11 protein-coding genes are annotated in these 12,179 nt (G+C 70.9%); 6 read left to right on the forward strand and 5 right to left on the reverse strand.

Annotation, left to right across the window (positions count from 1 at the left end):
* On the reverse strand, positions 1 to 329 hold a 329-nt coding region (locus tag D588_RS0121475), incomplete at its 3' end, for a DUF6164 family protein (protein WP_017917469.1).
* Between the two features lie 67 nt (positions 330 to 396).
* Here D588_RS0121475 and D588_RS0121480 point away from each other — a divergent pair.
* The 3 genes from D588_RS0121480 (at position 397) to D588_RS0121490 (ending at position 3,711) form a co-directional block, all read left to right on the forward strand.
* Positions 397 to 840: an FKBP-type peptidyl-prolyl cis-trans isomerase gene (locus D588_RS0121480; RefSeq protein ID WP_017911084.1), complete on the forward strand. Its 444-nt coding sequence runs from the start codon at positions 397 to 399 to the stop codon at positions 838 to 840.
* Between the two features lie 13 nt (positions 841 to 853).
* Complete coding sequence (locus tag D588_RS0121485) at positions 854 to 2,113, forward strand: TIGR03862 family flavoprotein (RefSeq protein WP_017917470.1); 1,260 nt, start codon at positions 854 to 856, stop codon at positions 2,111 to 2,113.
* Positions 2,114 to 2,253: 140 nt separating this feature from the next.
* Complete coding sequence (locus tag D588_RS0121490) at positions 2,254 to 3,711, forward strand: serine hydrolase domain-containing protein (RefSeq protein ID WP_017917471.1); 1,458 nt, start codon at positions 2,254 to 2,256, stop codon at positions 3,709 to 3,711.
* Positions 3,712 to 3,742: 31 nt separating this feature from the next.
* Here the strand turns inward: D588_RS0121490 and D588_RS0121495 are convergent, their stop codons facing one another.
* The 3 genes from D588_RS0121495 to D588_RS0121505 form a co-directional block, all read right to left on the reverse strand.
* The gene (locus tag D588_RS0121495) at positions 3,743 to 5,929 is read right to left on the reverse strand and encodes a diguanylate cyclase (protein ID WP_017917472.1); all 2,187 of its coding nucleotides are present in this window, start codon (positions 5,927 to 5,929) and stop codon (positions 3,743 to 3,745) included.
* A 281-nt stretch (positions 5,930 to 6,210) separates the two neighbouring features.
* On the reverse strand, positions 6,211 to 7,833 hold the full coding sequence (locus tag D588_RS0121500; protein WP_017917473.1) for an FMN-binding glutamate synthase family protein: 1,623 nt from the start codon (positions 7,831 to 7,833) through the stop codon (positions 6,211 to 6,213).
* A gap of 150 nt (positions 7,834 to 7,983) precedes the next feature.
* Entirely contained in the window at positions 7,984 to 9,273 is a 1,290-nt protein-coding gene (locus tag D588_RS0121505; RefSeq protein ID WP_039729525.1) for a nucleotide sugar dehydrogenase, read from the reverse strand.
* A gap of 365 nt (positions 9,274 to 9,638) precedes the next feature.
* Here D588_RS0121505 and D588_RS0121510 point away from each other — a divergent pair, with 365 nt between their 5' ends.
* Both D588_RS0121510 and D588_RS28285 read left to right on the forward strand, forming a co-directional pair.
* Positions 9,639 to 9,962, forward strand: coding sequence for a hypothetical protein (locus D588_RS0121510; protein ID WP_017917474.1), 324 nt, complete (start codon positions 9,639 to 9,641; stop codon positions 9,960 to 9,962).
* Positions 9,963 to 9,977: 15 nt separating this feature from the next.
* Positions 9,978 to 10,154 carry a hypothetical protein gene (locus tag D588_RS28285; RefSeq protein WP_010341034.1) on the forward strand — a complete coding sequence of 59 codons (177 nt, stop codon included), beginning with the start codon at positions 9,978 to 9,980 and terminating at the stop codon, positions 10,152 to 10,154.
* Between the two features lie 76 nt (positions 10,155 to 10,230).
* On the opposite strand, the gene D588_RS0121520 is transcribed toward D588_RS28285, so the two are convergent.
* Positions 10,231 to 11,211, reverse strand: a complete 981-nt coding sequence (locus tag D588_RS0121520) for a LacI family DNA-binding transcriptional regulator (RefSeq protein ID WP_017917475.1) — start codon at positions 11,209 to 11,211, stop codon at positions 10,231 to 10,233.
* Between the two features lie 161 nt (positions 11,212 to 11,372).
* Here D588_RS0121520 and D588_RS0121525 point away from each other — a divergent pair.
* Positions 11,373 to 12,179: HPr family phosphocarrier protein (locus D588_RS0121525; protein ID WP_026143974.1), on the forward strand; the 807-nt coding region annotated here is incomplete at its 3' end.

Consider the following 12,179-nt stretch of genomic DNA (forward strand, 5'->3'; position numbering starts at 1 on the left):
GAAGCGACCAGCAGCATGCCCAGCAGCGTCGCCAGCACGAACAGCGGGCGCCGCCGCAGCAGGCTGGCGAAGGTCTCCGCGCTGCCGTCGCGCAGCGCCGCGGCACGCTCGGCGCGGGCGCGTTCGCCGCGCTGGGCCTGGTACTCGGCCAGCAGCGTCTTGGCCCGCGCCTGCTCGGCGTCCTCGCGCAACCAGATGCCACCGGCGGAGATGCCGAAGGTGCCGGCGCGGGTTTCGTAGTAGCCGATGCCGGCGGCGTCGAGCAGCGCGCAGACCTCGGCGCGTTCGTCGTCGGGCACGTGACGCAGATTGAGCAGCAGTTTGGCCATGCACCGCATGATAGCCGCTGCGGCGATGCGCTACCCTTGCACGCCCTGCCCGCCGTGGACGTCCCGCATGCGCCGAATCCTGCTGCTGTTGAGCCTGTCGTTGCCGGCGTGGCTGCTGATTGGCTGCACCCCGCCGGGTCCGCCGCCCGGCGGCAGCATCGCCGCGTTCCAGGCCACCGACGAGCGCGTCGGCGACGGCGCCGAGGCCCGCCCCGGCAGCCGGGTCACCGTGCACTACACCGGCTGGCTGTACGACGAGCACGCCAAGGACAAGCGCGGCGAGAAGTTCGACGCCTCCGCCGACCACGGCCAGCCCTTCAGCTTCGTGCTCGGCGCCGGCCAGGTGATTCGCGGCTGGGACGAGGGCGTGGCCGGCATGCGCGTGGGCGGCAAGCGCCTGCTGATGCTGCCGTCGGACTACGGCTACGGCGACAGCGGCGCCGGCGGGGTGATCCCGCCGGGCGCCTCGCTGGTGTTCGAGGTCGAACTGCTCGATGTCCAGCCGCGTTGAGCCGACTGCGCCGATGCTCGCCAGCAAGCATGCCGCGCCGGTGCGCGGCCGTCTCGCCATCGTCGGCGGCGGCCCGGCGGGGCTGATCGCCGCCGAGACCGCGCGCGCCGCCGGCGCCGAGGTCGACCTGTACGAGGCCAAGGGCTCGGTGGGACGCAAGTTCCTGATCGCCGGCAAGGGCGGCCTCAACCTGACCCACTCCGATCCGTTCGAGCGCTTCGTCGCGCGCTATCGCGAGCGCGCGACGGCGGTCGGCGAGTGGCTGGCCGACTTCGATGCCGACGCGCTGCGCGCCTGGGCGCAGGCGCAGGGCGTGGAGACCTATGTGGGCAGCTCCGGCCGGGTGTTCCCGCTGGATCGCAAGGCCGCGCCGCTGCTGCGCGGCTGGGTGCGGCGGCTGAAGGACGCAGGCGTGCGCTTCCACGTGCAGCAGCGCTGGCTGGGCTGGGACGCGGACGGCGCGCTGCGTTTCGCCGGTGCCGACGGCGAGCAGCGCGTGCAGGCCGATGCCTGCGTGCTGGCGCTCGGTGGCGGCAGCTGGCCGCAACTCGGTTCCGACGGCGCCTGGCAGGACACGCTGCGCGCGCGCGGCGTGGAAGTGGCGCCGCTGCAGCCGGCCAACTGCGGCTTCGACGTGGACTGGAGCGCGCACTTCCGCGAACGCCACGCCGGCGCGCCGCTGAAGCCGGTGGTCGCGCATTGGCACGACGCGCAGGGTCAGGCGCAGTCGCTGCAGGGCGAATGCGTGGTCGGCGAGCATGGCATCGAGGGCAGCCTGATCTATGCGCTGGCCGCGGATCTGCGCGAGTCCATCGCCGCACACGGCCCGGCCACGCTGTGGCTGGACCTGGCACCGGGCCGCGACCTGCCGCGGCTGCAGGCCGAACTGGGCAAGCCGCGCGGCGGCCGCAGCTTCGGCGAACACCTGCGCCGCCAGGCCGGCATCGACGGGGTCAAGGCGGCGCTGCTGTTCGAGATCCTGGGCAAGCAGGCCGGCCAGGATCCGGCGCTGGCCGCGGCCACGCTCAAGCGCCTGCCGCTGACCCTGCTGCGCCCGCGCCCACTGGCCGAGGCGATCAGCAGCGCTGGCGGCGTGCGCCTGGAAGCGCTGGATACGCAGTTGATGCTGCGGGCGCTGCCCGGCACCTTCTGCGCCGGCGAAATGCTCGACTGGGAAGCGCCGACCGGCGGCTACCTGCTCACCGCGTGCTTCGCCAGCGGCGTGCGCGCCGGGCGCGGCGCGGTGGCCTGGCTGCAACGCGCCACGCGCTGAGCGGCGCCGGCACGCGACTGGCCGGAATGGCCAGTGACCTTCGGGCCTGTCGTCGTCGTGGCCGCACGACGTATTCCTGCACGGACGTGGCGACCGCGGCTGTCTCGCGGTTCCAGCTCACCTCCCGCCTGGAGCGACGCATGCGTCCATCGATCCTGTTCTGCGCACTTGGCCTGGCCGGCAACGTCGTGGCCGCGAGCGCCGCACCCAGCGCCAGCCCGAAGATCCGGCAGGTCGAGCATGGCCTGTTGCCGGCCGTGGTCACCCAGGACCAGGCAGGCGCGCAACTGTCGCTGCGTGGCCAGATGGACGCGCTGCACGTCCCGGGCGTGGCGATCGCGGTGATCCATCGCGGCCGCGTCGCCTGGGCCAAGGGCTATGGCGTCACCGCCACCGGTGGGACCGCGGTCGATGCCAGGACCCTGTTCCAGGCCGGCTCGGTGAGCAAGCCGGTGGCGGCGATGGCGGCCTTGTCCCTGGTCCAGGACGGACGCGTGGCGCTGGACGCCCCGGTCAATGCGCGACTGACCTCGTGGACCCTGCCCGATTCCGCCGACAGCCACGACCATCCGGTGACCCTGCGCCAACTGCTGTCGCACACCGCCGGCACCAGCGTGCACGGTTTCGATGGCTACGCCCGCGGCGCCGCCGTGCCCACCCTGCAGCAGGTGCTCGACGGCCAGGCGCCCGCGAACTCGGCGCCGGTGCGGGTGGAGGCGCCGGTCGGGGTGCGCTACCGCTATTCGGGCGGCGGCTACACGGTGATGCAGCAGTTGCTGATCGACGTCGGCGGGCAGGATTTTCCGACGCTGCTGCAGCAGCGCGCGCTGGCGCCGCTGCGCATGCGCGCCAGCAGTTTCCGCCAGCCGTTGCCCGCACGCGATCTGGCGCACGCGGCGCAACCGCACGATGCCAATGGCGCGCGGGTGGCAGGCGGCCCGCACACCTACCCGGAACTGGCCGCCGCCGGCCTGTGGACCAACGCGCAGGACCTGGCGCGCTATGCGATCGAACTGTGCGATGCGCAGGCCGGTCGCGGCCGCGTGCTGTCCGCCGCCAGCGCCCGCGGCATGATGACCCCGGTGCGGGACGGCTACGGCCTGGGCCTGAACATCGGCGGCGCCAGCGCGCGCAAGTACGTCTATCACGACGGTTCCAACGCCGGCTACAAGGCCACGCTGGTGGTGTATCCGCAAGGATGCGATGGCGCCGTGGTGCTGAGCAACGGCGACCAGGGCTACCAGTTGGGTCTGGAGATCGTGCGCGCCATCGCCGCGGCCTATGCCTGGCCGGATTTCCAGCCGATCCGGCGCACCGCCGTCGCGCTGGACATCGCCGCGCAACGGCGCTTCGTCGGCAGCTTCGCCATTCCCGAGCTGGGCACGTTCCGGATCCGCGAAGCGCAGGGCCGCCTGCTGGTGGAACTGCGCAAGGATCAGGCCTACCCACTGATTCCCGCGTCGGATCACGCGTTCTTCCTGAGCGCGCAGGACATCGTCATCCGCTTCGATACGCCCGGCGATGCCGACCAGGGCACGCTCGACGCCGATGGCGGTCACTATCCGTTCCGGCGCGTGGCCGCGGACACCGCACCGTAGCCAGCGCGGGCATCGCGCCGGCGGACCGCGCTCAGAGGGTTGCGATCTGCACCCGCGCCTGCGGATCCCGCTTGGCCACGTACATAGCCTCGTCGGCGCGCTGGGTGAGCAGCACCGGATCGAAGCCGGGCCCGGCCTGCACGGCGATGCCGATGCTCGGCTGCAACGGCAGGTGCCGACCACTGACCTCGCAGCCGTCCGCGCACGCCTCCATGATCCGCGCCGCGGCCGCCAGCACTTCGCGCCTGGCGTCGGCCAGGCCTTCCAGCAGCACCACGAACTCGTCGCCGCCCAACCGCGCGATGCTGTCCTGCCCACGCAGGCAACGCTGCAGCAGCCGCGCGAAGTGCACCAGCAACGCATCGCCGACGTGATGGCCGAAACGGTCGTTGACGCTCTTGAAGTCGTTCAGATCCAGGAACATCACCGCCACCTGGCCCTGGCCACGGCGCTCGTTCATGCGCCGCCGCAGGGTCTGGTTCCAGGCCATGCGGTTCGGCAGCCCGGTCAGTTCGTCGCGCAGCGCGCGCTCTTCCAGCAGCCGCGCCAACCGGGTCTGCCCGGTGATGTCGCTGATCATCAGATGCAGTCCGATCCGCTGCGGCGCCAGGGCCACGTCCGGAATCAGGCTGAAATGCATGATCCGTAACGCATCGGTGGCATCGCACAGCTCGGCGTCGAACTGCGCCGGCACGCCCTGCAGCGCCGCCGGCAGGTGGGGTTGCAGCAGGGCCAGTTGCTGCGGATCCAGCACCTCGTGCAGGCGGCGGCCGATGATGCGCTCCGGCGCCAGCCCGAACCACGCCGCATACGGCCGGTTGACGAACTGGTAGCACAGGTCGTGGTCGAGGTAGGCGATCAGCGCCGGCGCGTTGTCGGCGATGGTGCGTAGCTGCGCTTCGCTGTCGCGCAGGCGGTGTTCGGCCAGGTGCTGCTCGGTGATGTCCTGGATATGGGTGACGAAGTGCAGCGGACGCTGCTGTTCGTCGCGCACCAGCGATACCGACAGGCGCGCACGCACGGTGTGGCCGTCGCGATGGCGATAACGCTTTTCGCTGCGGTAGTCGCTGCGGCGGCCGGCGATCAACGCAGCCACCTGTTCCATGTCCTCGGCCAGGTCCTCGGGATGGGTCAAATCCTGGAAGCGCAGTTCCAGCAGCTCCGCGCGGCTGTAGCCGAGCATCGTGCACAAGGCGTCGTTGACGTCCAGCCAGTGCCCTTCCAGCGACACCAGCGCCATGCCGTGCGCGGCCGCCGAAAACGCGCCGGAGAAACGCTGCCCGGCCAGCAGCGCCGCATGCGACGCCGCGCGTTCGACGCTGACGTCGCGCATCACGCACACCGCGCCCAGGCTGCGCCCATCGCCGCCGTCCAGCCGTTCCGCATTGCACAGCACGCTGCGCGGCGCCTGCCCCTTGGCGGCGATCACGATCTCCGCATCGCGCACCGATTCGCCGCGCCAGGCACGGACCAGCGGCACCTCGTCACTGGTCAGCAGCCGCTGGCCGCTGGCGTCGAACAGGTCGAAGTACTTCGCCCACTGCTCGGGCGGCAAGGCGCGCGGATCGGCGCCGTGCCACTGCCGCGCCACCTGGTTGAACTCGCCCAGTGTGCCGTCGGCCTGGCACGACACCACGCCGTCGGGCATCGTCTCCAGCAGCAGGCTCAGCGTCTTGGCCTGGTCGTGGGCGATGCGCGCGTCGCGGCGCGCCTCCAGATGCGCGGTGACCTGCCTGGCCAGGCGCTGCAGACCTTCGCGCTGGCGTGCGTCCAACTGCCGTGGACGGATATCGATCACGCACAGGGTGCCGTAGCTGTAGCCCTGGTCGCCGATCAGCGGCATGCCGGCGTAGAAACGCAGGTGTGGCGTGCCGCACACCAGCGGGTTGCCGGCGAAACGCGGATCCAGCGTGGCGTCCGGCACCTCCAGCAACTGCGGCTCCAGCAAGGCATAGGTGCAGAACGCCATCTCGCGCGGATACCCGGTGGTGCCGGCAGGCAGGCCGCAACTGGCCTTGAGCCATTGCCGGCGCTCGTCGATCAGCGAAATCAGCGCGATCGGCACCTCGCACAACTGGCTGGTCAGCCAGATCAGGTCGTCGAACGCCGGTTCCGGTGCAGTGTCCAGCATCCCCAGCTCGGCCAGCGCGCGCAGGCGCTCGGCTTCGTCGACGGGCAGCGGCGCGGGAACGACGTCGGGGACCGAGGGCTGATTCATGCGCGGCACGCTGAGAAGGAAACGGCACGATAACGGGCGGCGGCAGCGATGGCGAGCATGCGTGACCGATGCGGCGATGCAAAAAAGCGAACGCCCTGCCCCGCCGCTGTCAGAACGCATCGGTTGTGGGATGCCTACCTCACGGCATCGCCGGCGCGGCGCGCTTCTCCATGAACACGCAATCGAGGACGATCCCGCAGGGATGCGGGTAGCTTCCCTCGCTTACCACGGCATAGCCCTGCGCAAGGTAGCCGGCCGCAACCGCGCCGACGGCGCCTCGCTCATTGCGACTTGCTGTCGCGCAGGCGCCGGATGCGTTCCGGCGGCTGGAACGAATCGCTGCGCGCGTCGCCCCAGTAATCGTGGAAGACCGCATGGTCGGGCACGGTGCGCAGCAGTTCGCCCGGCTCCAGGTAGCGGTACAGCGAGGCCAGCGAGCGGATCTCCACCTGCGAGATGCGACGCAGGATGTGCTCCGGCCCCAGTTGCGACGGATGCGTCAGCCCGGCGGCACTGAGCAGTTCGCGCAGCGCCTTGAGCGTGTTGGCGTGGTAGTGCGCGACCCGGGTGGCCTTGTCGGTGGGGTCCAGGTGCTGCCAGCGGCGCCGGTCCTGGGTGGCGATGCCGGTCGGGCAGCGGTCGCTGTGGCAGCTCAGCGACTGGATGCAGCCCAGCGCGAACATGAAGCCGCGCCCGGCGTTGCACCAGTCCGCGCCCAGCGCCAGGGTGCGCGCGATGTCGAAGGCGCTGGTGATCTTGCCGGCGGCGCCGAGCTTGATGCGCTCGCGGATATCCAGCCCGACCAGGGTGTTGTGCACCAGCAGCAGGGCCTCGTGCATCGGCACGCCGACGTGGTCGATGAACTCCGCCGGCGCCGCGCCGGTGCCGCCCTCTGCGCCGTCGACGACGATGAAATCCGGGTACAGGCCGCTTTCCTGCATCGCCTTGGCGATGGCGAACCACTCCCAGGGGTGGCCGATGGCCAGCTTGAAACCGGTCGGCTTGCCGCCGGACAGCTCGCGCAGCCGCGCCACGAACTGCAGCAGCTCCAGCGGCGTGGAGAACGCCGAATGCCGCGACGGCGACACGCAGTCCTGGCCCATGGCGACGCCGCGGGTGGCGGCGATCTCGGCACTGACCTTGGCCGCCGGCAGCACGCCGCCGTGGCCCGGCTTGGCGCCCTGCGAGAGCTTGATCTCGATCATCTTGACCTGCTCCAGCGTGGCGTTGGCGACGAAGCGCTGCGGGTCGAAGCGCCCCTCCTCGTCGCGGCAGCCGAAGTAGCCCGAGCCGATCTCCCACACCAGATCGCCGCCGCACTCGCGGTGGTAGGGCGAGATCGAGCCCTCGCCGGTGTCGTGGTAGAAGCCGCCCTGGCGCGCGCCGGCGTTGAGCGCGCGGATGGCGTTGGCCGACAGCGCGCCGAAGCTCATCGCCGAGATGTTGAACACGCTGGCCGCGTACGGCTGCGCGCAGCCGGCGCCGATGGTGACGCGGAAGTCGTGGTCGGCGATCTCGCAGGTGGCCAGCGAATGGTTGATCCATTCGTAGTCCGGCGCGTAGGTGCTGCGCTGGGTGCCGAACGGCACCACGTCCATCACGTTCTTGGCGCGCTGGTAGACCAGGGCGCGCTGCTGCCGCGAGAACGGCGCCTCTTCGATGTCGCTCTGCAGGAAGTACTGGCGCATCTCCGGGCCGACCGATTCCAGGCCATAGCGGAAATGCGCCAGGATCGGATAATTGCGGCGCAGGGTGCTGCGGGTCTGCAGCAGGTCCACGGTGCCCAGCACCGCCAGCACCGCGAAGGCCGCCACGCCCCAGCCCCACAGCGGCCAGATCGCGCACAGGGCGATGGACAGCGCCAGCAGCACGCAGCTGGCGATATAGGCTAGGTAGCGGTGCATCGCGGTCCTCGCAGGCCTCGTAAGCCGGCGAGTGTAGAGGGTGTCGCGGTCATGGCGTTGCAACCGCCATCGGGGCCGCTTGGCGCAGGTACAGCCAGCGCATGCCAATGCGCCGGTGACACCAGACGGTACGCGCGCCCGAGAACTGCGCTACAGCCGGTCGTCCACCGCCGCGCGCGGCCACACCGACTTGACGTCGTAGACCACCAGATCGGGTGTGCCGAGCGCGCGGATCTGCGCCGCGTCCAGGTCGCGGTAGGCCGCGTGCGCCACCGCCAGCACCACCGCGTCGTAGCGGCCGGGCACCGGCTCGGGCAGCAGGTCCACGCCATGCGCCTGCGCCGCCTGCGGGTCGGCCCAGGGATCGCAGGCGTCGACGCGGGCGCCGGCCGCGGCCAGCGCCTGCACCAGCTCCAGCGCGCGGCTGTTGCGCAGGTCCGGGCAGTTCTCCTTGAAGGTGACGCCGAGCACCAGCACGGACGCATCGGCCATCGCCACGCCCTTGCCGGCCAGCAGCGCCTGCACCCGCGCGGCGACGTGCGCGCCGACCCGGTTGTTGACCTGGCGCGCGGTGTGGATCAGGTCCGGGTGGTAGCCCACGCTCTCGGACTTGTGCAGCAGGTAGTACGGATCCACGCCGATGCAGTGGCCGCCGACCAGGCCCGGCCGGAACGGCAGGAAGTTCCACTTGGTGCCGGCCGCGTCCAGCACGTCCTGGGTATCGATGCCGAGGCGGTCGAAGATGAGGGCGAGTTCGTTGACCAGGGCGATGTTGACGTCGCGCTGGATGTTCTCCACCACCTTGGCCGCCTCGGCCACGCGGATCGATGGCGCGCGCCAGGTGCCGGCGGCGATGATGCCGGCATACAGCGCGTCCACCGCATCGGCGGCGGCCGGGTTCGAGCCGGAGGTGATCTTGCGGATGTCGGCCAGGCGCCGCTGGCGGTCGCCGGGATTGACCCGCTCCGGGCTGTAGCCGCAATGGAAGTCGACGTCGCAGCGCAATCCCGAGCCCTGCTCCAGCAGCGGCACGCAGACTTCCTCGGTGGTGCCCGGGTAGACGGTGGACTCGTAGATCACCAGGTCGCCGCGCTTGAGCACGCCGGCCAGCAACTCGCTGGCCTGGCGCAGCGGCTGCAGGTCGGGCTGCTCGTGCGCGTCGATCGGGGTCGGCACGGTGACGATGTACACGTTGCGGTCGCGCAGCGCCGCCGCGTCGTCGCTGTAGCGCAGGTGCACGCCGGCGCGCAGTTCCTCGGCCTCCAGTTCCAGGGTCTGGTCGTGCCCGTCGCGCAGTTGCGCCACGCGCTGCGCATCGATGTCGTAGCCGAGCGTGTCGTGGCGGGCGCCGAACGCCACCGCCAGCGGCAGGCCCACATAACCGAGGCCGATCACGGCGATGCGCGGCGGCGCGGAGTCGAGCACGGGAGCAACGGGCATGCCAGTCCTTTGCGGGCACCGGCAGCGGCGGCCGTCGGCGCGTGAGGGGAGAAACGAGATGCCCGCGGACGCGGGCGCGGTCCATGGTAAGCCGCTCGAGCGGCGCGGACCAAGTCGATCCGCGGAACGCCGGGACTGCGCTTGCGTGTCGCGCCTTCACACGCATCGCGGGCCGCCTTCACAACGCCGTGTGTGAAAGGCGGCGTCCAACATCACGCTTTGTGGCCGTGTGAGCGCGCGTCTTGTCATGCACACCACATGAGCACCACCTCACCTTTACGCACCGCGGCCTAGGGTGATGGAGCGGTGGCTGCCAGGGGGGCACCCTCCGCCTCCCTCTTTCCTCTCACTCAAGGAGAACTCGCGTGAGTCACGCTCCGAGCCTGCTCGTGGATGTCGAAGCCGAATTGGCGCATTGGAAGGCGCTGCACGCGGCGGGCAAACTGGGGTCGCAGTCGTTCAGCGAACATGCGCGCCTGATCAAGATGGCCTGCGATGTGTTCCTGCAGTTGCCGCGCGAATCCAACGACGTGCGATTGCAGCGCCTGCGTCAGCGCTACGACGCCGAACACCCCTGGCCGCGCATCGCCTGGAGCGATGCCGAAACCCTGGTCGTCGCCTGCTGGGCGCGCCTGGACGGATCCGAGCAGCACGACCACCATCCGGATCCGGCGCCCACTCCCGCCTGATCCAGGAGGTTCGTCATGTCCCCGCCCGCCAACCGCGACAACGCCCACGATTCCCAGCAACGCAGCCACACGCCGGACAAGATCCACAACGACGACGCGCAGTGGAAGGATCGCGACCAACCCGACAGCGACCCCAAGCGCGACCACGCCGATCCCGAGCACGACTACCCGCGACCGGACGGCAGCGAGTAAGGACGCCACGACTTCCGCTGCGGCACACCACGGTCGCCGCAGCGGCCCCCTCCCCAACCGCACCGAACGCCGACGGTCAGCGCAGGCTCGACCCGCGCACGATGCAGCGGCCACTGAGCACCACCTTGCGGGTCGGCTGCGTCGGCGCGTTCATCCGCTCCAGCAGCAGCGACATCGCGGTGCGGCCCATCTCTTCCACCGGCTGTTCGATCACGGTGATGCCGGGTTCGACCAGGTCGGTCCAGCTTTCGTTGTCGAAGCCGGCCAGCGCCAGATCCTGCGGAATGCGCAGGCCGGCCGCGCGCGCGGCCTTCAGCGCGCCCATCAGCAGCAGGCTGTTGCTGGCCACCAGCGCGTCCGGTCGCGGCGTCTGCGCCAGCCAGGCCTGGACCTCGGCGATCGCCGCCTCCGCGCTCGGTGCCACCTCGCGGTAGTCCGGCGTCAGGCCGTGCCCGCGCATCGCTTCCAGATAGCCGTCGCGACGCTCGGCGGCAGTGCTGCTGGTCTTGCCGAACAGGCCGCCGATGCGGCGCACGCCGCGGCCGACCAGATGATCGACCAGCGCCGCCATCGCCGCGACGTTGTCCAGCACCACGCTGTCGTGCGTACCGCTCTTGCCGGCGCGGTCCAGCAGCACCACCGGATGATCGAAGGTCAACTTGCCCAGCTGGCTCTGGGTGGTGCGGGTGGGGGCGAAGATCAGCCCGCTGACCCGCTCTTCCTGCATCAGTTGCAGATACAGCGCCTCGCGCTGCGGATCCTCGTCGGTATTGCACAGGATCACGCGCATGCCGGCGCGGTAGGCCACGTCCTCGACTGCGCGAATGGCCGCGGTGAAGAACGGATTGCGGATGTCGGCGACGATTAGCCCCACCACCCCGGAGTGCTGCGAGCGTAGCCGCCGTGCCATCAGGTTGGGGCGGTAGCCGGTCTCGCGCACCGCCGCTTCCACCCGCGCCCGCACCTCCTCGCTGACCGGGCCGTGGCCCAGTGCGCGCGACACGGTCGAGGTCGAGACGCCGGCGACCCGCGCCACGTCGTGGATGCTGACGCTCACTGGCAACGTTCCCGCTTCTTTTCCATGTCGACCCCCTGTCGTGTGGCGCCACCAGATAGTAGCACCAGGCTTTTCCGAAAGAATTGTGCACTGCACATTGACGATGGACTGGGAACGTTCCCACACTGCGCCCACTTGCCGCCCACCCTCAAGGATTCCGCGTGTCCCAGACGCCCGCCTCTCCCCTGGTTTCCAGCGACCTGGTCCGGGTCGATGTCCAGGCCCGCGACAAGGCCGACGCAATCGCCCAGGCGGCGCAGTTGCTGGTCGCCGCCGGCTGCGTGCCGCCGGCCTACGAGGCCAGCATGCTGCGCCGCGAAGCACTGGCCAACACCTTCCTGGGACATGGCGTGGCGATCCCGCACTGCACCGGCGAGGACCGCCACCTGGTGCGCCGCGACGGCATCGCGGTGCTGCAGCTGCGCGACGGCGTGGAGTGGAACCCGGGCCAGACCACGCACCTGGTGGTCGCCATCGCCGCCCAGTCCGACACCCACATCACCGTGCTGCGGCGCCTGACCCGGCTGATCCAGGATCCGCCCAAGCTGGAGGCGCTGTTCGCCAGCAACGACCCGCAGGCGATCGTCGCCGCGCTGAGCGAGGACGCGGCCGCCACCGCGCCCACCGCCGCGGCCAGCGACCTGGCCGAGCGCTTCGACTGGACCGTGCGCTACCCCACCGGGCTGCACGCGCGCCCGGCCACGCGCTGGGTGGAAACCGCGCGCGGCTTCGCCGCCCGCATCCAGGTGCGCGCCGGCGACCAGGTCGGCGACGCCAAGAACCTGGTGTCACTGCTGCAACTGGGCCTGCACGCCGGCGACACCGTGACCATTTCGGCCGAAGGCCAGGACGCCGCCGCGGCGCTGGCACGGCTGCGCAGCGTGATCGACGGCCTGACCGCGCAGGAGCAGGCCGACGCCGACGCCGCGGCGCAACGTCGCGCCGCGCCGGTCGCCGGCTGGACCCCA

Source organism: Xanthomonas sp. SHU 308 (assembly GCF_000364645.1).
Lineage (GTDB): Bacteria > Pseudomonadota > Gammaproteobacteria > Xanthomonadales > Xanthomonadaceae > Xanthomonas_A > Xanthomonas_A sontii.

Bases quoted from the DNA above. Each gene is read 5' to 3' on its own strand.
- D588_RS0121480 (WP_017911084.1), top strand. From the start codon at position 397: ATGCGCCGAATCCTGCTGCTGTTGAGCCTGTCGTTGCCGGCGTGGCTG.
- D588_RS0121485 (WP_017917470.1), top strand. From the start codon at position 854: ATGCTCGCCAGCAAGCATGCCGCGCCGGTGCGCGGCCGTCTCGCCATC.
- D588_RS0121490 (WP_017917471.1), top strand. From the start codon at position 2,254: ATGCGTCCATCGATCCTGTTCTGCGCACTTGGCCTGGCCGGCAACGTC.
- D588_RS0121495 (WP_017917472.1), bottom strand. From the start codon at position 5,929: ATGAATCAGCCCTCGGTCCCCGACGTCGTTCCCGCGCCGCTGCCCGTC.
- D588_RS0121500 (WP_017917473.1), bottom strand. From the start codon at position 7,833: ATGCACCGCTACCTAGCCTATATCGCCAGCTGCGTGCTGCTGGCGCTG.
- D588_RS0121505 (WP_039729525.1), bottom strand. From the start codon at position 9,273: ATGCCCGTTGCTCCCGTGCTCGACTCCGCGCCGCCGCGCATCGCCGTG.
- D588_RS28285 (WP_010341034.1), top strand. From the start codon at position 9,978: ATGTCCCCGCCCGCCAACCGCGACAACGCCCACGATTCCCAGCAACGC.